The following is a 23,624-nucleotide window of genomic DNA, read 5'->3' as shown; positions in this document are numbered from 1 at the left end:
GCAACCGCGACCGCGGTTCCCGCCCCTCTTCCGTTCGGTCGTACCCTCACGCCGTCCGTACGGCGGCGATGCCGGCCGCGTCAGCGCTCTCCAGCATCCCCCAGAAGTCCTGGAGCCACGTGAGCGTGTCCCGCATGACGTAGTGGTCGGCACCCGGGCGGAGCGCGGAGAGCAGGAACGACCTGCGACCCTCCGCCGCCGGCCCCAGCACGGTGAGACGTTCCTCGACGCTTCCGTCGGCACGCACGGGGTGGGAGTGGTCGGTGAGGTCGAGCCCGCCGGGTTCGAACACGTCGCCCCCCTCGGAGGCGTTGCGCCACAGCCGTACAGTTCCGTGCTCCAGCAGGTTGCGGAACAGCGGCGACGCGTCCAGGTGCGGGTCGAAGGGGTGAATCCTGGCGTCGGCCAGGGTGTCCACCAGGCGGGACGCGCCCGTGACGGGCCCGTTGACGCGGAAGCGGCCGGCCTCCGCGTCCCTGACGACGACCGTTCCGGGGCCGGTGCCGACATCGAGCACACCGTGCCGGATCAGCGCCCGGATACGGGACATGACGTCGGCGGCGGCGCCATTGGCGAGGCGGTTGTGGACCCGAACGTACCGCGAGAGGAAGACGCGGTGGGACGCCGGGGTGAGACCTCCGTCGTCCACCGCGTACGAGATGACCCCGCGCAGATCCCGCCACACCCCGTCCGCGGCTGCCTTGTGGGGGTTGTTCAGATTGCCGTGAATGGCCCACACATGGTCGCGGTCCATGAAGTCGAGGACCGCTGCCCGGTACTCCTCGGGAGACCGCGAGGGGCCCGCGGCCAGGGGCGCCAGGGTGCGTTCCCAGCTGAACCGATTCCCGTGCGGCTGTTCGTCGAGCCGCCAGGGCGAGACCCATGACGCGGCGGCGCGCTCCGGCGCGGCGAGGTTGCGGCACAGGGCGGCCCGGGTGACCGCCTCCTGCTCGGCCCCGAAGACCACCCCGATCCACCGCAGCACGGTGGCCTCCACCGGCAGCCGGCCGGACGTGCCGGCCTCCGCCTGCGCCACCGTCACGCGGCCGTGCAGGACCGCGTCGACCACGTCGGCCAGCTCGCTCACGGCGTCCTCCAGCGGACCGAGCAGCCGCGCCGGGTCTCCCGGGCGATCGCCGTGTGGCGGACCGCCCGCAAGAAACCCGCGGTAGACGCCAGCGAGCCGCTCGCCGAAGAAGTCGGCCAAGTGGCTGCCAAAGAGAGTCGTGTAGTGGACGAACGCCATCTCCAGGACCACGAGCGGCAAGACGTCCCGCTCGAAGTCCAGTTGGTTGGGCCCTGCGCCTGCCCTGGGGATGCCGACACTCGCCCGCAGCTGGTCCACGGCGGCGGGCGTCAGGAACACCCCCTGGTGTTCGAGTCGGGCCGGGTCGGCTTCTTTGTGGTTGTCGGGGCGGGCAAAGGTGAACAGGCCCGTCTCGCTGAAGGCCAGCAGTTTCGCAGGCTCCGCACCGCTGGGCCGATAGCGCAGGCCGAGTTGCCCGTCGGGTACGAAGCTCCCTCCTCGTCCCTCCGTGAGGTAGAGGATCTCGTCGATCGCCGTGAGACCCATACCGGCAATGCCCACGACGTGCCCGGCGCCACTGACGTCGGCTGTCAGCGCCTTGTCCAGCGGGTAGGCGTACGGGACGTAGGTGGACCCGGTGCGGCACGCGAAGTCCATCAGCGCCCGCGACCGCGCGGACCAGCGCGGATCGTGGTGGGTGTGACCGGTCACCATCAGCACCTGGTCGGCGGGGAAGCCGACGCCGTCGGCCACTCGTATCGTCAGCTCCTCGCCGTGCCGCTCCACGTCCACGACCTCCTCGTGGTGGAGGAACACGTCGACGTGCGGATGCGCGCGCAGTTCGGTGAGGTAACTGCCGAACATGTCCTGGAGCGCCATGCCGTGGACATAGCGCTTGGGCCAGTCCTCGGGGCCGAGGTCGAGGTCGGGGTGGCCGGTCCGGATGAAACGGCTCCGGCACCACTGGTGGAGGGTGGGGCGCCGGCCGGGGGCGCGCAGCGGCCCGGCGTCCTTCACCGATTCGTCGGCGGCGAAGGACACCTGGTTGCCGATGCGGTTCAGATAGCTCGTCCTCGGCTGCGTCGGGCTGTGCGCCTCTCCGGACCCGAACTCCCCGCTCCGCTCGAAGACCCGTATCTCCAGCGAGCGTCCCGGGCCGAGGCGGCCGATATCGGCCGACAGCCGTTCCAGGGCGTACGTGGCGCGGGGCCCACCACCGACGATGGCCAGCCGGTGGACCCTCGGTGTGCCGGTCACGCGGCCTCCCCGGGTCCGGTGCGCACGGGCGTGCCCCGCCCCGTCCCGGAGAGCGCCGCGCCGAGCACGCCGAGGAACCTGTCGATCTCCCGCTCGTCCATGGCGCCCATGGTGGAGAGGCGGAAGAAGCCGCCTGCCAGTTGGTCCTGGGCCGCGTAGATCACGAACCCGGCACGCTTGCAGGCATGGTGCAGGGTCTCGTACGGCACTCCGGCGGGAAGCTGGATCGCGGTCAGGCTCACCGCGCGGTGCTCGGGCGCGAGCATGATGCGCAGGCCCTGCTCCGTCAGGCCGGTGCGCAGCCGCTCGGCGAGGGCGCGGTAACGCGCGCCCCTGGCGGTGACACCCTCGGTGAGTGCCAGGTCCAGGGCCGCCTCGAAGGCGTAGAACACGGGGACCGACGGTGTGAAGGCGGGGGCGCCAGCCTTCTCCTGCGCCTGGTAGTGCCGGTTCAGGTCGAGGTAGTACGTGTGTGAGGGGTGAGCCGCAAGGCCGTCGAAGTCGCACCGGGATGCACAGACGAAGGAGACGCCCGGCATTCCCTCCAGGCACTTGTTCGCCGTTCCGACCAGCCAGTCGATGCCGTCCCGCACGATGTCCAAGGGCTCCGCGCCCACGCTGCTGATGGCGTCCACGATGGTGCGGCACCCATGCTCGTGGGCTACCGCACCGATGCCGGCGACGTCGTTGAGCATCCCCGTGCTGGTCTCGTGGTGCACCACGGCGACATGGGTGAGGGACGGGTCGGCGGCCAGGGCACGGCCGACTGTCGTCGGGTCCGCAGGGGTGCCCCAGCCGAGGTCGAGGCGGGTGACACGGATGCCGTGGACGCTCGCGATGTCGAACAGCCGCTTGCCGTAGTGGCCGTTGTCGACCACCAGCAGCCCGCCGTCCGCCGGAATCGCCGAGGTCACGGCGGCTTCAAGCGCGGCCGTGCCGGAGCCGGTGAGCAGGACGGACGCGTGATCCGCGCCGCCGCCGCACACCGCGGTGACCTTGCGCCGGATCCGGTTCATGAGCGCGCCGAACTCCGGCTCGCGATGGCACATGTCAGGGCCTCCGAGTGCGCCGCGCACCGCTTCGACGGTGTTCACCGGACCGGGGTTCATCAGCACCAAGCGGCGCCCGGCCACGGCGGCTTCGGCCGGGACAGCGAAGGAGTCGCTGGTCACGGGGCGATCATCTCCTGGAATCGGGCGGCCGAGGCCGGCGGTGGGAGGGCGGGGCGCCCCAGCCCGGGGTCGGAATACGAGGCAATTCGTACGCGGAGCAGGGAGGGGCCCACGTGCAGCAGCTGGTGCTCCAGCGCGGCCATCAGGCCCTCGGGGCCGGTCACTTCGGCGGCCTGGACGTAGCCGCATGCTGCCGCCACCTCGGTGAAGTTCAGGTGGGCCGAGCCGGTCGGCTGGCCGCCCGTCGACTCGTACGACTCGTTGTCGAGAATGATGTGCAGCAGGTTGGGCGGTCCCAGCCGGCCGATCGTGGCCATCGCCTCCAGTCGCATGAGCGCGGCGCCGTCTCCGTCGAGTACGACCACCTGGCGGGCGGGTGCGTGCAGGGCGACACCCAGGGCGATGCTGGAGGCACAGCCCATGGAGCCGACGACGTAGAGGTTCCCGGGACGGTCCCACTCGTGCTCCAGCTCCCGGGCCGTCTTGCCGGTGGTGGCGACGACCAGGGCCCGTTCGCCGACGACGCGCATCACGTGGGCGATGGCCTCGCTGCGCAGCATGTACCCGCCGGCTGCGCCTGCCCCTGTCCGTGTTTCGGGCGCCGCGGCCGGGACCTGACCGGAGCGGGCCGGGGACGAGTAGGGGGCAATGGCCCCCTTGCGGACAACGAAGGCGAAAGGCAGCCCCGTGTCCCGCATGTGCTCGTCGGCCACCAGCAGGCGCTCCGCCAGCGTCGCCTCGTCCTGCGGCAGGATCTCGTTTCGGATCTCCATGGCCGTCAGGAGGTTGGGAGTGATCCGGCCCATCAGCTCGTGCTGGGGCTCGTCGGGCGAGCCCGGCTCACCGCGCCAGGTGACGAGCAGCAGGACAGGCAGTCGCAGGGTGTGGCACAGCGAGGTCAGCGGATTGACGGCGTTGCCGAGACCCGAGTTCTGGAGGATGACGACGGGGCGTCGGCCGGCCAGCCGCGACCCGGCGGCGATGGCCACCGCCTCGCCCTCATTGGCGGCGATGAGGTACTGGTCCGGGCGGGTGTCCTGAAGGCAGCTGATCACAGGGCCGAGGAAGGAGCAGGGCACTCCCGTGAACGGACCGAGTCCCGCCTCCTCGAAGAGTGCGACGACCTTCGCGGGGTCGAGGGCCGCGCTCAAGCCGTCACCTGCTCGGACACCAGCGCGTACAGCTCGCGCAGCTCCTCCTGCGAACGCACATGCGTCCACCCTCCGGCGATTCCGGTCGCCCGGACCGTCCAGCCGGTGGCGATGAGGTCGGACAGCAGGTCGACCAGGGACACCGGGCGGTCTTCCTGGAGCACGTTGCGCTTCTCCGCCGCCTGCTGGAGCGCGGTGAACCCGCGCGCCGAGAAGGCCGCGACGCCCGGGAACTCGCCCTTCGCCCGGCCCGTCACCATCTCACCGAGGGCGGTCACGACATGGCCACCGGTGCCGGCGAGCAGTCGGCCGCCGATGGTTCCCGAGGACAGGGCCACCGGCACGCCGTCACGCGCGGCCACATCGACCAGGACCGCGATGTCGGCGGTCGAGGTGGTCAGCCAGTTGAGGGATTCGGCGTCGGCGAAGACGTCATCAGTGCTCACCACGGTGCGGCCGGCGAAACCGGTCGGTACCTCGACCAGCGCCGCAGCGGCGTCCCCGGCCGGGTGCCCGGCGCCCTCGGGGGCCGCGACGACGTCGGCGACCCCGCTCTCTTCGAGCGCGGCGGCACGCAGCCGGGCGAGACCGGAGCGGCAGTCGTCGGCCGGATCCCGCGGGGCGCCGATGGGCGCCCCGGGCACGATCACCGCCCGGGTACCGGGGCCGCGCTCGCGGACGAACCGCTCCTCGTCCCGCTTCAGCGCGGCCATGCCCTGGAGGTCGAAGACCGTGGCGAGCGGCGCGATGCGCTCCTCGATCCCCGTGCTGCGCCCCTCCGAGAGGATCTTGCCGTACACCTCGGTGACCGCGTTGATCCCCGCCCGCAGCCCGTGGTTGGCGTAGATGACCATCTTGGCGCCGGCGGCGCCCAGTTCGTCCGCGGTGATCGTGTGATAGGTGGTGGGCACCACGACGACGGGCAGGTCGAGGCGCCAGCGCCGGAGGAACTCGAGGACGGGATCCGGGGACGAGCCCTTGGCGTGGATCAGCACCGCGTCCGCTCCGGACTCGGCGTACGCTTCGCCCCGCTGCAACGCCTCCTCCATCCCGTGTCCGGCGATCAGGGCCTCGATACGGGCGATCACCATGAGGTCGGAGCCGCGCTGGGCGCTCTTGGCGGCTTCGACCTTTCCGCAGAACTCGTCCAGTCCGGCGAGTTCCTGGCGGCCCGCGATGAAGCTGTTGACCTTGGGAAAGACCTTGTCCTCGATGCTGACGGCGGCCAGCCCGGCGCGCTCGTAGCGCCGAATCATGTGCATGACGTTGAGGGCGTTTCCGTACCCCGCGTCACAGTCGGCGACGACGGGGACGTCCACCGCGCCGGCCATCGAACCGGCGACGGACAGCAATTCCGCCATCGTCAGCAGGTCCGTGTCGGGCAGCCCCTGGGAAGCCGAGATCTCCAGGCCGCTCGACCAGACACCGTCGAACCCCGCACGTTCCGCCAGCCGTGCGCCAAGAGGATTGTGCGCGCCGACGATCCGGACCACCCCCGGCCGTGCGAAGAGCTCCCGCAGTTGCGTCGCTCCGCCCGTGCCGAAACTCTTTTCCCTGACGGGTTCCATACTTCCCCCTGCATTCCTGTGATGTCCGAGCTGCTCTGCCCTGGTGTGTGCCGGAATCGCGTCGGCGCTGACGGTCCGGCGGATGCGCGCGCCCTCATCCGTAGTCGAAGGTGTCCGGGTCAGGCCCCCAGCGCCGACCGCTGTCCAGATCCGCGATCGCGGCCATCTCGCCCTCGTCCAGAGCGAAATCGAAGACGCGGAAGTTCTCGGCGATGCGGCTCGGCGTCGACGACTTGGGGATGACCAGGTTGCCCAGCTGAAGATGCCAGCGGATCACCACCTGGGCCGGCGAGCGGCCGTGCGCACGCGCGATCTCGCCGAGGACCGGAAGGTCCAGCAGCCCCTGCCCCGAACCGAGCGGGCTCCATGCCTGCGTGGCGATGCCGTGGGCGGCGTGGAACTCCCGCAGTTTCTGCTGCGGGAACAGCGGGTGGAGTTCCACCTGGTTGACAGCCGGCACGATGTCGCAGGTCTCCATCAGCCGGGCCAGGTGCCCGGTCGTGAAGTTGGAGACCCCGATCGCCCGTGCCCTGCCGTCGGCGTGGATCTTCTCCAGCGCGCGCCATGTCTCCACGTACCGGCCGCGCATGGGAAGGGGCCAGTGGATGAGGTACAGGTCGACATGGTCGAGCCTGAGGCGCTCCAGACTCGCGTCGAAGGCGCGCAGGGTCTCATCGGTGCCGTGGTCGCCGTTCCACAGTTTGGTCGTCACGACGACCTCGTCGCGCGGGATGCCGGAGGCGGCGACAGCAGCCCCGATGCCGCGCTCGTTGCGGTAACTGGTGGCCGTGTCGATGCTGCGGTAGCCGGCCTCCAGCGCGTTCCCGACGACAGCCTCCGCCCGGTCGTCCGGGATCTGCCAGGTGCCCACGCCCAGCCGGGGGACCGTGGCGCCGGTGTTCAGGGTCACGCGGTCCGTCACGCCCCCTCCTCCAGCCCGAGGTCGACCGGCAGCGCGTAGCAGCCGTGCAGGTGGGTGGTGGTACGGAAGGCGATCTCGTCCTCCGGGATCGCGAGCTTCATGTCCGGGTAGCGCGTCACCAGTTGCTCCAGGACGACCTCGAGTTCGATCCGGGCCATCGCGGCGCCCAGACAGACGTGGATCCCATGGCCGAACGCGAGGTGGCGAGGGCTGCGCGGGCGGTCGAGATCGATCACGTCCGGGTCGGGGAAGGCCGCCGCGTCCCAGTTCGCCGCCTGGACCGAAGTGATGACGCCCTCACCCGCACGGATGGTGACGCCGCCCAGTTCCACGTCCTCCATGGCCACCCGCCGTGGTGAGTCCCGGACGATGGAGTGGTAGCGCAGCAGTTCCTCCACCAACGCCGGGATGACCGAAGGGTCCTGACGTGCCCGTTCCGCGAGATCGGGTCGCTGGATCAGTGTCAGGGCGGTCAGTTCGATCTGATGGGCCGTGGTGGAGAAACCGGCGAAGAGCAGCAGCGCCACGAAGGACACCAGTTCGATGTCGCTCAGCTCGGGATAGTCGCTGATCATCATGCTGAGCAGGTTGCCGTCCGGCTCGGCACGCTTGAGCTCGATCAGCTTCAGCACGTACTGCAGCAGCTCCAGCTTCGCGTGGTCGCGCTCCTCCGATTCCAACTCGTCGTGCGCGAGCACGATCCTGACGTTGCGTTCGAAGAAGTCCAGTTCGCCGGCCGGAACTCCGAGCAGCAGGCTGATGGCCATGGCAGGAATGGGGGTGGAGAACTCCTTGACGAGGTCCACCGGCTGGGGGAGGGCCTCGATGGCCTCGCACCGCTCCCGGGTGATCCGTTCGATGTCGGGGCGCATCCGGCCAATGCGCTTGGGTGTGAACTCAGCCGCGACCATGCCCCTCAACCGCGGGTGCTCGGGCGGATCGGCGTGCGTCATGCTCAGGGGCAGATCCGTCCCGCCCGGCAAGTTCCAGCGCGGAAAACCCGGCGCCTTCGGATTGACGCTGAACCCCGGAAGGGTGAGGATCTCGCGGACCAGTTCGTAGCTCGTGGCCAGCCAGGCCGACGTGCCGTCGGGCATGGCCACCTGGGTCAGCGGGCTCTCCTCGCGCAGCTTGGCGACCGCCTGCGGCGGGGCGAAAGGGCAACCGGCGGCGGCGCCTTGGGGGAGGTCGGGCAGTTCGAGGCGTTCCGAGGCACCGGTGTTCACATCAACAGTCATTTCTTTCACCACTTCACGGCTCATTGCTGGACGGCTTGCCTCGTGCGGGCTCACCACTTCACGACGGCGGCGCACGCCGCTGTTCCGCCACCGAGGCCGGCGAGCATCACGCGGTCGCCTCGCCTGATGCGCCCCTGCTGCACTTCGATGGCGAGGGTCAGGGGAATGGAGGCGGCCCCGGTGTTACCGAACCGGTCCGCCGACAGCGCCACCTTGCCCGGGGCCACCCCGAGCCACTTGGTGCACAGCTCGACCATGCGCGTACTGCCCTGGTGCAGTACGAACCGGTCGATGTCGGCCAGGGTCAGCCCGGCCTCCTCGCACGCCTGGTGCGCCACGACCGGCAGGGCTGTCTCGGCCCAGGTGACGATCGAGCGCCCCTCCATCTCGAACCGGTCGGCGAGCGGGTCCGCCGTGTCCCGCAGCGGCAGCGCACTGCCACCGCCGCGCACCCGCACCAGGTCCAGGTGCTCGGGCTGGCACCGGGCCACGACACTGATGAGTCCGGAGTCCTCGGCCGGCGGTTCGAGGATGACGGCGCCGGCGCCGTCGCCGAACAGGCTCACCGTCCTGCGGTCCGCCGGATTCACGATCGACGAGTACTTGTCGGCGCCTATGAGGGCCACCGGGCCGCGGCGGCGCCACCCCTCGGCCGCACCGAGCCCATAGAGGAACCCGGCACAGACGCCGTTGACGTCGAAGGCGGGGATCCCCGTGAGGCCCAGGCGAGCCAGGACGAAGGCCGCAGTCGGCGGTTGCGGCTGATCCGGGGTGGATGTGCAGACGACAATCCCGGCCAGGTCCTCGCCGCGCAGTCCCGCGTCCTCCAGGGCCATGGACAGGGCCCGGGCCGCCAGTGCCGAAGTCGGCTCGTCGGCTGCCGCGTACCGGCGCTCCTCCACGCCGGTGCGTTTGACGACCCACCCGGGGTCCGCGCCGCTCCACCGGGAGATCGTCTCGTTGTCGATGCGCAGACCGGGGACGTGCCACCCCAGGCCCGCGACACCCATCCGCTGCTCGGCTGTCTTCATCGGTATGCCTCGTAGACCTTCTCTAGGGTGTGGGCGGTGACGCGGGAACCGGCTCCCGAGGGGGCCGGGACCCCCGGTGGCATGCCCGTGCCGGACCGCGGCCGGCTCAGCGCGCGGGCGACGGCCGCCGCCTGGGGCTCGGCACAGCGGACCGCCGCCTCGCCGCACCGGAACCGGTTCATCAGGAACAGGCCGCCGCATCCCGGCACCTCCAGGGCCAGACCGAGCCGGTCCTCGCGCAGCACCCGCTGCGCGTCGGCCGGCAAATGCGGCGAGCTCTCGCTGAACCCCGTGGCGGCGATGACCGCGTCGAACTTCTCCGCGGTCCCGTCGGCGAACTGCACCGCCTCCTGCTCCAGGGCTGCGACCCGGCCGTATACGTGCAAGCGGCCATGGCTCAGGTGCGACAGGAAGTGGTCGCTCAGCACAGGGGTCGAGGCGGACAGCGGCTTGCCGGGCTTCGGCAGGCCGTACGCGGCGTAGGAGCCAACGAGCCGCCGCACGACCGACTCCGCCACCCGTGCGGCGAGCCCGCCGACGAGGGGGGCATGCTGCAGCCGGCCGTCCGAGGAGTGGTCGATCGGCTTGCCCAGGATCGCCTTCGGCAGATGCCACTTCGGTGTCCGGATGCTGATGCCGACACCGGCCGCCACAGCGACGAGGTCACAGGCGATGTCGACGGCGGAGGCGCCGTTCCCCACCACCAGGACGTGTTTGCCGCGGTACGGCTCGGGGTTGCGGTACGCCGACGAGTGCGCGTACGCGTAGACCGGATCGGCGGCCACCGGGACCTGGGGGCCCCGGGGTTCGCCGTTGTGCCCCGTGGCGTCGACGACAGCGTCGAACTCCGCCTCCGAGGCTGCGCCGTCGGGCCCCACCCAGCGGACCAGCCAGCCACCGTCCGGATGCCGGTCGACCGACGTCACCCGGCACTCCCAGTGACGCTCGGCGCCATCGCACTCGGCGGCAACCTCCTCGAGGTAGGCCGCATAGCGCGAGTGGTGGAGGTACTGGACCGGAGCCTCCGCACGGATGGGACTGCCGGTGAAGGCACTTCGCTCCCGTGACGTGTTCAGGTACAGGGCGTCGTACACCCGGCTGCGCCGCGAGGAGGAGCTCCACAGCCCCCCGGCCTCCGGGTCCTCGGAGAGCCAGTGCAGGGACCCGGCCGGAAGGTGGCGCTGGAGTTCGCGTACGGCGGCGATGCCGCAGATGCCCGAACCGATGACACAGACCTTCACTGGGACCGTCCCTCCGAGGTGCCGGGGACCGCGAACAGATCGGAGCCCTCGCGGTCGCGGTACAGCTTCTTCGCGTAGTCGTAGGCGGGCACTTCGATGTACCGGTAGATCGGGATGGCGAGGAGAATGATGAGAAGGAAATACGCGAGCGCGATGGGTATCTGGTAGAGCGCTCCGTCGAGCGTCTCGGTCGGCAGCGACAGCGCCTCGGACAGCCCGCGCACGACGAAGGGCCCGGTCGGAAGGAAGACGAGGAGCTGGATGGCGTACATCCCGTAGGAGAGCTTCCCCAGTTCGACGAAGAGCCGGCGGCGCAGGAGCGAGGTCCGGCCGGCGAAGTCCGCCTGGGCCAGAGCGACCACCAGGATCGTCAGCGGGACCATCCCGACAGCGGTGCGCTGGAGCGGCCCCGGGACGTACGTACCGACCGCATAGGCGACGGCGCACAGCGACCAGGCCCAGCCGAGCCGGACGGTGGGCAGCACCCCGCGCATCAGCAGGATGCAGGCGATCATGCCGACCAGGAACTCCAGGAAGCGGTACGGCGGGAACGGCAGAGTGAACCAGTAGGCCAGGTCGCCGCCTTTGGACCCCGTGCTCATGTACGTCTCGTGTCCGCCGGTGTCACCGACCGCGAAGTACTTCATCACGTACAGCGGCAGGGCGAACTCGAGGAAGACCGCGATACCCAGGAGCCAGTACAGGGCCCGGGTGGCCAGTCGGCGGACCAGGAACAGGGCCACCGGGAAGAGCAGGTAGAAGAAGCCCTCGGTGCTGAGCGACCACGTGACGGGGTTGACTCCGTGATAGATGTCCTGGAACGGCACCCAGGACTGGAGCAGCGTCAGGTGCAGCACCACGTTGTTCACGCTGATCGGCATGCCGATCAGGAGGATGGCGGCAATGGCCAGCACGGACGTGAACAGGTAGACCGGTACGAGTTTGCCGACGCGCTTGGCCGCGAAGTTGGCCATGCTCGTCCCCTGACGGGTGGTCAGTGCCAGGACGAAACCGCTGAGGATGAAGAAGCTCCCCACGGCGAAGTTGCCGCTCATCGTCAGGAAGCGGGGCCGGGTCAGTGGCGCGAACTCCAGGCCGCCGCTGTCGCCGAACACCATCCTGAAGGTGGTGAAGTGGAAGAAGAACACCAGGATGGCGGCCAGTCCCCGCAGGCCGGTCAGGGAATCGAGCAGTGGTGGGCCCTTGGGCCGGAGTTGTGGGGTCTCGACCGGCACCTTCACCGGGCTTGGCGTGGTCATCCAGATACTCCCGTGTGCTTCGTGTCTCGTAGGTCTTCCGGCGATGCCCGTGATCTGGCGGCCGGGCCTTCAGGCGGTCCGGGGATCGGCCGGTCGGGCGATCAGCGCGCGAAAACCAGGGCGGTGTTGTGGCCGCCGAAGCCGAACGACGTGGACAATGCGACGCGGTGCTGGAGCGCGCGGGGCTGTGTACGCACCAGGTCCAGATCGATCCCATCGCCGGGCCGGTCGAGGTTGCGGACGGCGGGGACAAGTCCGTCCCGCAGGGTGAGAAGGGTCGCCACCGCCTCGACGGCCCCGGAGGCGCCCAGCAGGTGTCCCGTGCACGACTTCGTGGCCGTTACCGCCGGGCGGTGACGGCCGAGCGCGCGGTTCAGGGCGCGGGACTCGGCGAGGTCCCCCGCCGGCGTCGCCGTCCCATGGCTGTTCACATGGCCGATGTCGGCCGCCGTCACACCGGCGTCGCGCAGTGCGATCTCGATGCTCCGCGCGGCGCCGCTGCCCGAGGGGTCGGGGGCCATGAGGTGATACGCATCGGACGTGGCGCCCGCACCCAGCAGGGTGCCCAGGACCGCAGCTCCCCGGGCCTCGGCGTGCTCGGCCCGCTCCAGCACCAGCATGCCCGCGCCCTCGCCCAGAACGAAGCCGTCCCGGTCCTGGTCGAACGGCCGGCTGGCAGTGGACGGGTCGTCGTCGCGACGGGCGAGCGCGCGCAACTGGGCGAAGCCCGCCAGAGTCATCGGATGCAGGCAGGAATCCGCCCCGCCCGCCACGACGACGTCCGCCCGGTTCAGCCGCAGCAGGTCCATGGCCATGGCCATGGCCTGCGCACCGGAGGCGCAGGAGCTGACGGGGGTGTGCGCCCCCGCCAGCGCCCCCAGATCCATGGCCACGCCGGCGGCCGCGGCGTTGGGCATCAGCTGGGACATGAGGTACGGACTGATGCGCTGCGGCCCGTGATCCTGAAGGACCTGGAACTGATGGGGGACGGCCTGGACACCGCCGATGCTGGTGCCGATCACCACCGCGAGCCGCTCGGGCGCCACATCCGCAGCCTTCGCCTGGTGCCACGCCTCGCGGGCCGCGATCAGCGCGAGCTGCTGGACGCGCTCTATCGTCCGTGCGGTCATCCTGTCGAGGCGGCCCTCGACATCGACGGTCCCTGCGAGCCGGGTCGGCAGCCCCTCCAGCCCGGGCCCGTCCAGCAGCCGGATGCCGGACCTGCCCGAGAGCAGGCCGCGATAGAAGCTCTCCGCGTCCGTACCGACGGGTGTGACGGCGCCCGCCCCCGTGACGGCAATGCTCATGACGCCGCCTTGTGCTCGGCCAGGTAGTCCAGGACCGCCTCGACGTCGCGCAGTTCGTTCACGACGTCATCGGGGATGTGGACGCCGAACCGGGTCTCGCAGGCGACCATCAGCTCGATCTTCGCCACCGAGTCGATGTACAGATCCTCGATCAGATCGGCCTCCGGGACGACCTTGTCCTTCGGCAGGCCGGTGATTTCGGCGATGAGTGAGGCCATCAGCTCCAGGTTCGCCGCCTTGTCGGCGTCGGCCGTGGCGGCGGAGCGCAGCGGGCTGTCCGTGATGTCGGACGTGGTCATCTGTGACTCCCATCGGAGAGTGGTGTATCGAGGTGGGCCGGGGCGGGCCGCTCGTGGCCGGCCCGGGCGGTGCCGACCGGGAAGGAGGTCACCCGGCGGCCAACGCCGCGCCCTTGACGGCAAATTCGGGAGCGAGCTCCTGACCCGACAGGGCCCCGATCTCGCGCATGATCCGGTCGGTGTACTGCCGGCGGCTGAAGCTCTGCTTCTCCCGGCCGGCGTACTCGGCGGGAGTGAGCGGTTCGCCGAAGTGCACCTCGAACGAGGTCCGCTTCAACAGCAGCCGCCCCGGCCGCTGGACCCGGTCGGTGCCGACCAGGCCGCACGGCACAACGGGAGCCCCCGTCACCAGGGACAGCCACGCGGCGCCCGTCTGTCCGCGGTACAGCCGGCCGTCGGGCGAACGGGTGCCCTCGGGATGGATTCCCACCCCCACTCCCTGCTCCAGGAGTTCACGGCTGGTCTCCAGGGCGGCGACACCACCGCGGCCGCCGTCCCGGCGCACCGGGATCATGCCGACCTGCTCGAAGAACCAGCTGCTGAGGCGCCCCCTGAGCCCCTTCCTGCCGAGCCGCTCGGCCTTGCCCACGAAGTACACCGGGCGGGGCACGAAGACGGTCAGGAAAATGTGGTCCGAGAACGACAGATGATTCGCCGCGACGACGAATGGACCGGATTTTGGGATATGGGCCATGCCTGTGATGCGGGGCCGGAAATAGGCGACCGCCAGACCCGACAGAACCTTGCGCATGATCTCACGGCCGGCCATGACTTCCCCCAGGGAAAAATTCATTCTCGGGTCCGTGTCGGACACCGTCTCGGCGGCCCACTATGTCGAAGCCTCCGAGCGCAACTCAAGGCCGATTCGAAGGGCTTTACCGCGCTCATTGATCCGCTTTAGCGAGGGACCCGGTCCACCCTTACCGATTGCCGTCTCCGGCCCGCCGTGGCGGCCCGGGCCCGCACCGGTGCGGCCTGGCGAGCGGTCAGGAGTCGGCCGAGAACCGTTGCCCTGTGCACTGCCTCGGATATCGTCGCGGGCGTTCCATCCTCACCGGCGCGGAGTTCTAGGCGGTTCCCATGTCACGTATCCACGACTCGAGTGTCGGCGGGAGCAGGCCGCCCAGTGCCGTGCCACCCGATACGGACTTCGAGCCGCGAAGAGCATGGCTGACACTCGCCGTCGCCGCTCTGGGCGCCATGATGGTCTCGCTCGACGGCACCGTCGTTCTGCTCGCCCAGCCCGCGCTCCAGGCCGACCTCGGGGCGAGCCTGGAACAGGTCCAGTGGGTCACGACCGGCTACCTGCTCGCGGTCGGCAGCCTCCTGGTGATCTCCGGGGGCATCGGCGACCGAATCGGCAACCGATGGGCCTTCCTGATCGGAGTCACCGGCTTCGCCGTGACCTCGGGGCTGATCGCCGGGGTCCACGACGCCGGTTGGCTGATCGGCCTGCGGGTACTGCAGGGAGTCAGCGGAGCCGTGCTCCAGCCGGCCACGCTGGGGCTGCTGCGGGAGACCTATCCGGACGACCGGCTCGACATGCCCATCGCCATCCGCAGCGCCGCGATCGCCGCCTCCACCGCGGCCGGCCCGGTGGTCGGCGGGCTGCTGGTCGAGCACGTCTCATGGCGAGCGGTCTTCATGATGAATGTCCCTCTGGGGCTCCTGACCGTGCTGGCGGGTGCGCTTCTGTGGCGCGGCAGGCCCGCGCGCCACATCACCCGGTCGAGCCCGCGCAGTTTCGACTTCGTGGGCGCCGCTGTCCTGGCGACCGTCCTGTTCGCCCTCTTCTTCAGCGTCTCCAAGATCACCTCCTACGGTCTGCTCGACCTGCGCAGCGCCGGGCTGGTCGTCCTCGTCCTCGCCCTCACCTGGGTCTTCACGCGCATCGAGAAGCGCGTCCGCGACCCGCTCATGCCTCCCGCCCTCCTGCGGACGCCGGCGCTCGGCGTCGGATTCTTCCTGGTCATCACGCTGTCGTTCGCCATGATCGGCACCCTGTTCGTGCTCTCCTACTACGTCCAGAACCAATTGGGGCTCGATCCTGTCGCCGGCGGCATCCACGTGCTTCCGCTCACCGGGACCCTGATCGTCGCGGCCGCCCTGTCGGGCTTCGCCATGCGGCGGGCCGGGGCCCGAGTGGTGGTCGGCGCGGGACTCCTGGTCACTGCCGCCGCCACCTACGGGCTGTCCCGGCTGGGGCCGCACGCCGGCTCACTGGAGCTGAGCCTGCTGCTGTTCGCCCTGGGACTGGGGCTCGCGCCGGCCCTGGTCGGGACCACCAAAATCATTGTGTCGAGTGTGCCGCCGGAGCTGGGCGGACTGGCGGGCGGGCTGCACCAGACAGGCATGCAGATCGGCAGCGGCATCGGCATCGCGGTGATGGGCACGATGCTCGCCGGCCGGGCCGAGGTCCTCGTAGGCGCCGAACTCGACCGGGCGGGCGGCCCTCCGGTGGACCCCGATGTCGTATCCCGGGCGATCGACGAGGCCTCGGTCGGCCTGCACCGTCCTGTCGCCGGCATGCCCGCCGAACTCGCGGCGGCCTGGGAGCAGCTGAGCTCCTCCGTCTTCATGGACGCGATGACATATGCACTCGGCGCGGCGGTGGTCGTGGCCCTCGCGGGGTCACTCGTCGCCGCGCTGGGGGTGCGGGGCAAGCGCACCTGACGCTTCCTGCAACCTCTTTCGGACAGCGCCCCGTCCACTCCCGCCTCGGCAGGAGCGGACGGGGCGCTTTCTCTTTAGTCGGAACTTAGCGAACCAGGCGGTAGAAATTCAGTAATTCCTCAGCGGATTAACCCCACTTGACCGACCGATGGGTGCTGTCTAATATTCGTCGAGCCTGCGCATGTATGTCCGATCGCTCATTCATCGATATGCGGGAACAGAGCGGAGTAACTCGAAGTTGCCGATCTATCAACAACTCAGGCGAATAGCCGGTCCGTTGCTGCGTGCAGCGGTACGTCTTGAGGCGACCGGCCTGGAGAACGTGCCGCAGTCGGGGGCAGCGATTCTGGTCTCCAACCATCTTTCGATCGTGGATTCCACATTTCTGCCGCTCGTCCTGGACCGCCACGTCACGTTCATGGCCAAGGCCGAGTACTTCCGGGGAAGCGGTCTGATGGGGAAGTTCACGTCCTCGTTCATGAACGGCAGCGGCCAGATCCCCGTCGACCGAGCCGATCGTCGGGCGGCTGTCGCCTCGCTGGACCCCTGTCTGGCGGTCCTGGAACAGGGCGGTGTCTTCTGCATCTACCCGGAGGGCACCCGGTCACCGGACGGCCGGCTCTACCGAGCCCGTACCGGAGTGGCGTGGCTGGCGCTGAAATCCGGAGCACCGGTGGTGCCCGTCGCCATGTTCGGCACGGACAAAGTGCTCCCGCCCGGCCGGCACCTGCCCCACCCGGCCAGGGTCCGGATTGCCTTCGGGACACCGGTGGATCTGACGGAGTTCGCGGGCCGGGCCGGTGAGGCGCGGGCCAGACGCCTCGCGGCCGACACGGTCACGGATGCCGTCGCCGCGCTCTCCGGCCAGGAGTACGTCCCCGTCTACGCCACGTCCGCAGCCACCTGAGGCGGGACCACGCCCCCATCCCCTTCCGAGGAGTCCTCCGTGGACCTTGCCGTGAATGTGCTGGATGCCCAGTCGATGATCACCGCCTTCGGGCTGGCGGGCATCTTCGTGATCATTTTTGTCGAGACCGGATTGCTGGTCGGTTTCTTCCTGCCCGGCGACTCCCTGCTGTTCCTGGCCGGCGTGGGCGCCTCCGGCGCGGCCGCCGAGGTCTTCGACCGACCCGGCTTCCACCTCTCCCTGCCGATGCTCCTCATCGGGACACCCATCTGTGCCGTCGCCGGGGCGCAGTTGGGGCACCTGCTCGGCGAAAGGATCGGACCGAGGCTGTTCGCGCGTCCCGATTCCCGGCTGTTCAAGCAGGAGTACGTCCAGAAGGCCGAGGCGTACCTCAGCCGTTACGGGGCCGGCAAGGCGATCGTCCTCGCGCGCTTCATCCCTGTCGTGCGGACGTTCCTCAACCCGGTGGCAGGGGTTCTGGGAATCCGCGCGGGCATCTTCTTCGTGTGGAACACGGTCGGGGGCCTGGTGTGGACGGTCGGCATTCTGCTGCTCGGCTACCGCCTGGGCGACACCCTCAAGGGCAGCATCGACAACTATCTGCTGCCCGCGGTGTTCCTGATCATCGGCGTCTCGATGCTCCCGGTCCTGATCGAGATAGTCCGCACCCGCAGGGTCGCACGCGCCGAGGCCACCGCACGTCCCGCCGGGACGGATGCCGCGCCCGACGGGGCCGCTGCCGACCGCGCCGGGACCGGCGCCATGCACTGATCCGGAGCTGGACGCATTGATCACGAGCGTGCTGACACGGCCGGGCTCGGGATACGGAACGTACGGACAGGGACATGGACGAGAACACGGATCCGCAGAACGCATCGCCCGGAAGAATCGGGGTGACCTACCGCTTGATCGCCGTCGTCGTGCGTGCGGCCTCCCGCGTTCTCGCGCGCCGCGAGTGGCGGGGCGGTCATCATTTGCCCGTGGCGGGGGGCTACCTCACGGTGATCAACCACAACTCCTATGTGGACGCTCTCGCCTACGGACACTTCCAGTACAGCAGCGGCAAGCCGCCCCACTTCTTCGTCAAGGCATCGCTCTTCAAGGTCCCTGTCCTGGGCGCCGTGCTGCGCGCGACCGGCCAGATTCCCGTCGAGCGGCGCAGCTCCCGGGCGGCGGACTCGCTGCGGGCGGCGTACGAGGCGGTCCGGCGGGGGGAGTGCGTGGCCATCTATCCGGAGGGGACGCTCACCCGCGACCCGGACTTGTGGCCGGGGCAGCCGAAGACGGGGGCGGCCCGACTGGCCCTGATGACGCGGGCCCCCGTCATACCGGTCGCGCAGTGGGGCGCCCACGAGATTGCGCCGCCCTACGCCAGGGGAGGCAGACGGGTCAGATTCCGTCCACGACCCACCCTGGTGGTGCACGCCGGGCCCCCGGTGGACCTCTCGGACCTGTTCGACGCCGGGCTGACCGTCCCCGTGCTCAGGGAGGCCAGCAACCGGATCATGGACGCGATCGTGGCCCTGCTGGAGGAGATCCGCGGGGAGCAGCGCCCGCCAGGGAACGGCACGTGAAAGCTGAAACCCGTCGTTCCACCGACGTCGACCGTCCGGCCGAGGCTGTGTACGAGCCACTGGAGTCGGCGGGGCCCGGGCGGTAGTGAGGACCGCCGACCTGGACCCCGACAACCCGGATGACGACCGCGCCCACTACGACCGGCCACATGGTCACTCGGTAGTTGTCTCCCGACAGAGGCATGATCTTCACGAGGCCCGATTCGAAGTCGAACGGCTTGCGGCTGAGCATCAGGCTGCACTGGCTCATATCCGGGTGGAACGCGGGCAGTTCACGGTGTGCATGGGCCGCCTGAAGCAGCAGCCGATCGCGCAGATGCCACTCACTGGAAAGGAGTTGGCGCCACTTCGTGAGGATGGGGTCGCCGTCCTCGAACGCCTGTGCCAGCTCGCTGCGACTCATGAACGGGACGCGGTCCTGCAGCTCCCGCAGACGGCCACCCCGGCGCCACAGGCCCGCGACTCCCACCGCCGCGGCGAGGTCGCTCGTCCAGCCCTCCGACCACGCAGAAACGCGGCTGTCGAGGATACGCACACGGAACGTGGCATCCTCCGGCTGAGGGGACACGACAACCCTTCCGCGATCGGTGATCACCTCGGCCCCGGCGTCCCATCCGGAGACGGTCCGCACCTTGCCCAGGTCGACGCCTTGCACCCTTGCGATGTGCTCCATGCGTCGAGCCGGCTCTTCGGGCGACGCCGCGTGATCTGCCGCATTCCACAGCTCCGCCTCCTGGTCAACCGTTGTCATGTCCGCTCCCCAATGAGACGCCATGGACGGACATGGCACGAGCGGCTGTCCGTCCCGCGTCCGCGGCCGCGAAGTGCACGTCCGTGAGGCGGCGGGCGGCCCTGCCCTGTCGTTCGGGCGCCGGCCGTCCGGACCGGTATGCGTCGGGGCGCCCGCTGGTAAACTGGGGGCACGCTTCGACACCGCCGGGGCCCGTACCGAGGGGTACGGGCCCCGGTGCGTTCCGGGCGCCAGAGTGAGGAAGGTTGTCCATGAACGCGAAGCCGCCGGCCCCGGGGTCCCGTGCCGGAAGACCCCAGTGGGCGACAGCGCCGGAGGGCGAACTCGCGACGCCGCAGACGGCGGCCCCGGGCCTGCCGCCGGTCGAGTCCTTCGACGCACTCGGGCTGCCGCCGGAGGTGACGAAGACGATGACCGGCCTCGGGGTGAAGGAGCCTTTCCCGATCCAGGCGGCGACCCTGCCCAACGCGCTGGCCGGCCGTGATGTCCTCGGCCGCGCGCGGACAGGCTCCGGCAAGACGCTTGCTTTCGGGCTTGCGCTGCTGGTCCGGACGGCAGGCAGGCGAGCGGAGTCGAAGCGACCGCTCGCACTGGTCCTGGTACCGACCCGGGAACTCGCGCAGCAGGTGAGCGACGCGCTGGCGCCCTACGCGCAGGCGCTGAATGTGCGCATGGCGACGGTGGTCGGCGGGCTGTCGATCAACCGGCAGTCGGCGCTGCTGCGGACCGGCGTCGAAGTGGTCGTCGCGACGCCGGGGCGGCTGACCGACCTGGTGTCGCGTCGCCACTGTCACCTGAATCAGGTGCGGATCACGGTGCTGGACGAGGCGGACCAGATGTGCGACCTGGGGTTCCTGCCGCAGGTCTCGGAAATCCTGGACCAGGTCCGCCCCGACGGGCAGCGGCTGCTGTTCTCGGCCACGCTCGACCGCAACGTCGACCAGCTGGTGCGGAACTACCTGCACGAGCCGGTGCTCGCCTCGCTCGACCGTGTGGCGGGCTCGGTCACCACGATGGAACACCATGTGCTGAACATCCACGCCGCCGACAAGTACGCGATCGCGACCGAAATCGCCGCGCGGGACGGCCGAGTCCTGATGTTCCTGGACACCAAGGCCAGTGTGGACCAGTTCACCCGGCACCTGCGGGCCAGCGGCGTACGGGCTGCCGCCCTGCACAGCGGGAAGTCGCAGCCGCAGCGCACACACACGCTCGCCCAGTTCAAGGACGGTGAGATCACCGTGCTGGTGGCCACCAACGTGGCGGCGCGAGGCATTCACATCGACGCGCTCGACCTTGTCGTCAACGTCGACCCGCCGGCCGATGCGAAGGATTACCTGCACCGTGGCGGGCGCACGGCACGCGCCGGGGAATCCGGGAACGTAGTCACGCTGGTCACCCCCAACCAGCGGCGAGACGTGAACCGGATCATGACCGACGCCCGGATCCGGCCGACTGTCACACAGGTGCACTCCGGTGAGGAGAAGCTGACCGCCATCACCGGGGCGAAGCGCCCGCCGATCGAAGGGAAGGGCAGCGGCAACGCCCCCTTCCGTGGCATCGGCACGCGTCCGGGCCGCCCGAAGGAGTCTCGCAAGACGTCCGAGGCCCGCAAGACAGCGGAAGCACGCGCGGCCGCCCGGGTGCGCAAGGGGCGCTGACCCGTCCCACCAGTGCTGACACCTGCGCCAGGATTCGGAGCAGCTGCAGATTGGGTAGCCCGAGGGGGTGAGACTCCCTCGGGCTACCCAACTCGTCCATTCGGTGGGCGCCTTCGGTCCGAGCCCTGCTCGGAAATGAGAGAAGGCGGTAGGCATGGGCATCGAAGATCTCCGGCGCTTACACGACGAGAACGTCCGCACGCTGGGTGAGGGCCACCCGAGCACCCTGGTTGCTCGTGGGGAACTGGCCCACGCGTATTACCAGGCCCGGGAGTACGTGAAAGCGTTCGGGCTCCAGGAACAGCTCCTCGCAGGGGTGGTGCGTGCCCTCGGCGCGGATGATCGCCTCACGGCTTCCACACTCACCGACCTTGCCTCCATCTGGTTCTCCGGGTGGCTTGCTGACGGTCGTCCTGAACTGGCTTTACCCCTATACGAGTTGGCGGTCTCCGAGCGGGTGCGGGTCACCGGGGTGAACGATCCCGGCACTCTCTCCGCGCGAAGTGATCTCGCCACCGCGTACGTCACGGCCGGTCAGGGCAGGAGAGGCATTGCGACGTTCGAGCAGGGCCTCGTCGACTGTCTCCGCGTCCTGGGTGAAGGCCACTCGTTGACCCAGACTGTGCGCGGCAACCTCGAATCCCTCGCGGGAATGCGCGACATGCTGGAGCGGAACGCGCACCGGGAGGAGGACGACGCCGCGATGGCGCGCGAGATCGCGTCCGCGTTCGCCGAGGTACTGGGACTGGAGCCGCGCGTGTCCGGCGGACGGGTGTCCGTCGCCATCCCCGCGATCGGCGAGTCGCTCAGCGTGCCGGTCTGCGACGTCAAGCGCCTCACGAAGAGCTACACGCCGATGGGCGACGCGGCGCTCGAGTTCGTGATGATCGAGGGCGACGACGTCAGACCGTTGATCGTCCTCGCGGACAATGTGCTGTTCGCGCCGGAGGATCCGGTCGTGGTCCTCCAGTCGCCGATCCCTGTAGTGATTTCGAACGCACCGTTGCTGATCAGCTATGCCGAAATGGTCGCGGACGCCGAGCGCTTCGCCATGGCCGCGGTTGCCGGTGGGACGGACAGCGACGTGCTGGCGGGGACGGGTCTGCTCGTGCGCTGCGTCATCGCGGGCGCGGTCCGGTTCGGGTTGCGGTCGCTTCGAGCTGTCGCGTGGTGGCAGCGAGGCTGGGAGGCGCGTGCAGGCGACTGGAACCTGCCGCCCTTCCCGAAGGATCCGGTGTGGGAGCACCTGACGCGTAGCGCGTCGAGCATGACCTTGACTCCGTCCGTGCGTGAGGAACGGGTGGACGAGAGCACCGTTGTCGGGGCCCTGACCGTGGGGGACTTCGAGGCGTTGGAATCGAGGTTGCTCGTCGCCCAGCTGGATGAGGAGTTCGTCGCGACCTGGAAGACATTGATGCCGATCACCCCGGCGAGGTTCACCGATCTGCTCACGGACCGGTTGATCGGGGCGCAGGCGGACATCACCCTTTATCCGGACGGTGCCGGTAGCGCGGACCTGGTGCTCCGAAATGACGGGGAGAGCCAGGCCGTTCTTCAGCTCCGGTTCGATTTCCGTACGAGCGAGATCACGATCGACGAGATCCGCATCATGGCGGGTGCGCGGGGAAGGGGGCTGTTCCAGCGCCTGCAGTACAACACCGAGCAGCTCGCCAGAGCGCTCGGCCTCAGGAGTCTCAAAATCATGGCCACCGACATCGGGAGTGTCGCGTTCGCCAAAGCCGGATTTCCGCAGGACCCCGAACTGTTCGCGAAGGTCCACGCACCGGCCGAGGGGCGGCCCGGCCCGTTCTAGCGGTGGCTCGGCTTCGACACCAGCTCCCGCCGAAGGCGCGCCATGGCCTCTGGGCCCACTGCCTCCTGCAGAGCGGCCAGCAGTTGACCGCACAGATCACCGGCGTGGATCAGATCGGCCTTGGCAGTCACGACCTCGTCCCTGACAACGGATACATGTCGCGCCGCCACCGCACGGCTCAAGTCGCGCACCTCGTGGGACCGTGCCGCTCGCGTGCCTTCGGCGATAGCGAGCAGGTAGTCCGTGCGATCGCCAGTCAGCCCGTCCTGGGTTGCCTGAGCCCCTCCGATCGCGATGACGCGGTTCAGGGTTTCTGCCGGCAAGAAGAACAACGTCGTCGTCGAGAACCGGCTCAAAGCGGCTTGCTGACCCCAGCGCGTCATGAGGCCGGACTTCGCGTCGAGGAAGGTCGCGAGCTGGACGTAGATGGTCGCATCGACGGTGGCCATCAACGCCTGGCAGTCGGTCAGGGCGGCACGCAGGGAGCCAATCTCCCTGGCCTGGTGGTCCACCATGTCCGCGAACTCCTGGGCCGGACCGGGCGGCGTGGAACCGTCGAGCATCTCCTCGACCAGTGCCAGAAGCCGGTCACCGCGTACGCACAGGTCCTGCATAGCCACTGCGCAGCGGAGCATCGCAGCCGCCACGTCCGTGTCCTTGGCGGTGCGTCGGAGCGTCAGGAAACCGGTCCCGAACTGAGCGAGCAGCTCTGCCAGTTTGGTCAGTAGTGCGAACACAGCCTGGTCTCCTTTGGCCGACGCGCCCGTATTCCA

Annotated in this window: 20 protein-coding genes; 6 read left to right on the top strand and 14 right to left on the bottom strand. The window is 69.6% G+C overall.

The genetic code is table 11. The annotated features are described in order from the left end of the window. Nucleotides 1-46: 46 nt before the first annotated feature. From ACFT7S_RS13140 to ACFT7S_RS13085, 12 genes are all read right to left on the bottom strand, one after another. Nucleotides 47-2,284 (bottom strand): FAD/NAD(P)-binding protein, encoded by a 2,238-nt coding sequence (locus tag ACFT7S_RS13140; protein ID WP_382730589.1) that lies wholly within the window; start codon nucleotides 2,282-2,284, stop codon nucleotides 47-49. Continuing rightward, nucleotides 2,281-3,456, bottom strand: a complete 1,176-nt coding sequence (locus tag ACFT7S_RS13135; protein ID WP_382730587.1) for a 2-aminoethylphosphonate aminotransferase — start codon at nucleotides 3,454-3,456, stop codon at nucleotides 2,281-2,283. Before ACFT7S_RS13135 ends, ACFT7S_RS13140 begins: the two co-directional genes overlap by 4 nt. After that, complete coding sequence (gene aepY, locus ACFT7S_RS13130; RefSeq protein ID WP_382730585.1) at nucleotides 3,453-4,607, bottom strand: phosphonopyruvate decarboxylase; 1,155 nt, start codon at nucleotides 4,605-4,607, stop codon at nucleotides 3,453-3,455. The genes ACFT7S_RS13135 and aepY overlap by 4 nt, the downstream gene beginning before the upstream one ends. Further along, nucleotides 4,604-6,175, bottom strand: a complete 1,572-nt coding sequence (locus ACFT7S_RS13125) for an isocitrate lyase/phosphoenolpyruvate mutase family protein (protein ID WP_382730583.1) — start codon at nucleotides 6,173-6,175, stop codon at nucleotides 4,604-4,606. The genes aepY and ACFT7S_RS13125 overlap by 4 nt, the downstream gene beginning before the upstream one ends. Before the next feature lie 94 nt (nucleotides 6,176-6,269). After that, complete coding sequence (locus ACFT7S_RS13120; protein WP_382730581.1) at nucleotides 6,270-7,097, bottom strand: aldo/keto reductase; 828 nt, start codon at nucleotides 7,095-7,097, stop codon at nucleotides 6,270-6,272. Then, nucleotides 7,094-8,335, bottom strand: a complete 1,242-nt coding sequence (locus ACFT7S_RS13115; RefSeq protein WP_382730578.1) for a cytochrome P450 — start codon at nucleotides 8,333-8,335, stop codon at nucleotides 7,094-7,096. Before ACFT7S_RS13115 ends, ACFT7S_RS13120 begins: the two co-directional genes overlap by 4 nt. A gap of 50 nt (nucleotides 8,336-8,385) precedes the next feature. Further along, a complete protein-coding gene (locus ACFT7S_RS13110) occupies nucleotides 8,386-9,366 on the bottom strand; it encodes a 3-oxoacyl-ACP synthase III family protein (protein WP_382730576.1) in 981 nt (326 codons plus the stop codon). Then, a complete protein-coding gene (locus tag ACFT7S_RS13105; RefSeq protein WP_382730573.1) occupies nucleotides 9,363-10,607 on the bottom strand; it encodes a flavin-containing monooxygenase in 1,245 nt (414 codons plus the stop codon). Before ACFT7S_RS13105 ends, ACFT7S_RS13110 begins: the two co-directional genes overlap by 4 nt. Next, the gene (locus ACFT7S_RS13100; protein WP_382730571.1) at nucleotides 10,604-11,866 is read right to left on the bottom strand and encodes an acyltransferase family protein; all 1,263 of its coding nucleotides are present in this window, start codon (nucleotides 11,864-11,866) and stop codon (nucleotides 10,604-10,606) included. Before ACFT7S_RS13100 ends, ACFT7S_RS13105 begins: the two co-directional genes overlap by 4 nt. A 101-nt stretch (nucleotides 11,867-11,967) precedes the next feature. After that, the gene (locus ACFT7S_RS13095) at nucleotides 11,968-13,173 is read right to left on the bottom strand and encodes a beta-ketoacyl-[acyl-carrier-protein] synthase family protein (protein ID WP_382730569.1); all 1,206 of its coding nucleotides are present in this window, start codon (nucleotides 13,171-13,173) and stop codon (nucleotides 11,968-11,970) included. Continuing rightward, nucleotides 13,170-13,472, bottom strand: a complete 303-nt coding sequence (locus tag ACFT7S_RS13090; protein WP_382730566.1) for an acyl carrier protein — start codon at nucleotides 13,470-13,472, stop codon at nucleotides 13,170-13,172. The genes ACFT7S_RS13095 and ACFT7S_RS13090 overlap by 4 nt, the downstream gene beginning before the upstream one ends. An 88-nt stretch (nucleotides 13,473-13,560) precedes the next feature. Continuing rightward, complete coding sequence (locus ACFT7S_RS13085; RefSeq protein WP_382730564.1) at nucleotides 13,561-14,265, bottom strand: lysophospholipid acyltransferase family protein; 705 nt, start codon at nucleotides 14,263-14,265, stop codon at nucleotides 13,561-13,563. Nucleotides 14,266-14,552: 287 nt separating this feature from the next. Between ACFT7S_RS13085 and ACFT7S_RS13080 the strand changes: the two genes are divergently transcribed. From ACFT7S_RS13080 to ACFT7S_RS13065, 4 genes are all read left to right on the top strand, one after another. Continuing rightward, entirely contained in the window at nucleotides 14,553-16,145 is a 1,593-nt protein-coding gene (locus tag ACFT7S_RS13080) for an MFS transporter (RefSeq protein WP_382730562.1), read from the top strand. 277 nt (nucleotides 16,146-16,422) lie between these two features. Continuing rightward, nucleotides 16,423-17,052: a lysophospholipid acyltransferase family protein gene (locus ACFT7S_RS13075; RefSeq protein ID WP_382730559.1), complete on the top strand. Its 630-nt coding sequence runs from the start codon at nucleotides 16,423-16,425 to the stop codon at nucleotides 17,050-17,052. A gap of 39 nt (nucleotides 17,053-17,091) precedes the next feature. Continuing rightward, entirely contained in the window at nucleotides 17,092-17,823 is a 732-nt protein-coding gene (locus ACFT7S_RS13070) for a DedA family protein (RefSeq protein WP_382730558.1), read from the top strand. Between the two features lie 74 nt (nucleotides 17,824-17,897). After that, nucleotides 17,898-18,626: a lysophospholipid acyltransferase family protein gene (locus tag ACFT7S_RS13065; protein ID WP_382730555.1), complete on the top strand. Its 729-nt coding sequence runs from the start codon at nucleotides 17,898-17,900 to the stop codon at nucleotides 18,624-18,626. On the opposite strand, the gene ACFT7S_RS13060 is transcribed toward ACFT7S_RS13065, so the two are convergent. Further along, the gene (locus ACFT7S_RS13060) at nucleotides 18,556-19,377 is read right to left on the bottom strand and encodes a hypothetical protein (RefSeq protein ID WP_382730553.1); all 822 of its coding nucleotides are present in this window, start codon (nucleotides 19,375-19,377) and stop codon (nucleotides 18,556-18,558) included. The two genes, ACFT7S_RS13065 and ACFT7S_RS13060, sit on opposite strands and share 71 nt — an antisense overlap. Nucleotides 19,378-19,628: 251 nt before the next feature. Between ACFT7S_RS13060 and ACFT7S_RS13055 the strand changes: the two genes are divergently transcribed. Beyond that, entirely contained in the window at nucleotides 19,629-21,038 is a 1,410-nt protein-coding gene (locus ACFT7S_RS13055) for a DEAD/DEAH box helicase (RefSeq protein WP_382730550.1), read from the top strand. Nucleotides 21,039-21,192: 154 nt separating this feature from the next. Continuing rightward, a complete protein-coding gene (locus ACFT7S_RS13050; RefSeq protein WP_382730548.1) occupies nucleotides 21,193-22,851 on the top strand; it encodes a tetratricopeptide repeat protein in 1,659 nt (552 codons plus the stop codon). On the opposite strand, the gene ACFT7S_RS13045 is transcribed toward ACFT7S_RS13050, so the two are convergent. Then, nucleotides 22,848-23,588 carry a hypothetical protein gene (locus ACFT7S_RS13045; protein WP_382730545.1) on the bottom strand — a complete coding sequence of 247 codons (741 nt, stop codon included), beginning with the start codon at nucleotides 23,586-23,588 and terminating at the stop codon, nucleotides 22,848-22,850. The genes ACFT7S_RS13050 and ACFT7S_RS13045 overlap by 4 nt on opposite strands. Nucleotides 23,589-23,624 lie beyond the last annotated feature (36 nt).

It is taken from the genome of Streptomyces sp. NPDC057136 (assembly GCF_042670885.1).
GTDB lineage: Bacteria > Actinomycetota > Actinomycetes > Streptomycetales > Streptomycetaceae > Streptomyces.
The sequence above is the reverse complement of the archived record's forward strand: the minus strand, read 5'-3'. Positions and strand labels throughout refer to the sequence as shown.

Bases quoted from the DNA above. Each gene is read 5' to 3' on its own strand.
- ACFT7S_RS13090 (WP_382730566.1), bottom strand. From the start codon at position 13,472: ATGACCACGTCCGACATCACGGACAGCCCGCTGCGCTCCGCCGCCACG.
- ACFT7S_RS13060 (WP_382730553.1), bottom strand. From the start codon at position 19,377: ATGACAACGGTTGACCAGGAGGCGGAGCTGTGGAATGCGGCAGATCAC.
- ACFT7S_RS13050 (WP_382730548.1), top strand. From the start codon at position 21,193: ATGGGCATCGAAGATCTCCGGCGCTTACACGACGAGAACGTCCGCACG.
- ACFT7S_RS13100 (WP_382730571.1), bottom strand. From the start codon at position 11,866: ATGACCACGCCAAGCCCGGTGAAGGTGCCGGTCGAGACCCCACAACTC.
- ACFT7S_RS13125 (WP_382730583.1), bottom strand. From the start codon at position 6,175: ATGGAACCCGTCAGGGAAAAGAGTTTCGGCACGGGCGGAGCGACGCAA.
- ACFT7S_RS13080 (WP_382730562.1), top strand. From the start codon at position 14,553: ATGTCACGTATCCACGACTCGAGTGTCGGCGGGAGCAGGCCGCCCAGT.
- ACFT7S_RS13095 (WP_382730569.1), bottom strand. From the start codon at position 13,173: ATGAGCATTGCCGTCACGGGGGCGGGCGCCGTCACACCCGTCGGTACG.
- ACFT7S_RS13110 (WP_382730576.1), bottom strand. From the start codon at position 9,366: ATGAAGACAGCCGAGCAGCGGATGGGTGTCGCGGGCCTGGGGTGGCAC.
- ACFT7S_RS13065 (WP_382730555.1), top strand. From the start codon at position 17,898: ATGGACGAGAACACGGATCCGCAGAACGCATCGCCCGGAAGAATCGGG.
- ACFT7S_RS13055 (WP_382730550.1), top strand. From the start codon at position 19,629: ATGAACGCGAAGCCGCCGGCCCCGGGGTCCCGTGCCGGAAGACCCCAG.
- ACFT7S_RS13115 (WP_382730578.1), bottom strand. From the start codon at position 8,335: ATGACTGTTGATGTGAACACCGGTGCCTCGGAACGCCTCGAACTGCCC.
- ACFT7S_RS13085 (WP_382730564.1), bottom strand. From the start codon at position 14,265: ATGAATTTTTCCCTGGGGGAAGTCATGGCCGGCCGTGAGATCATGCGC.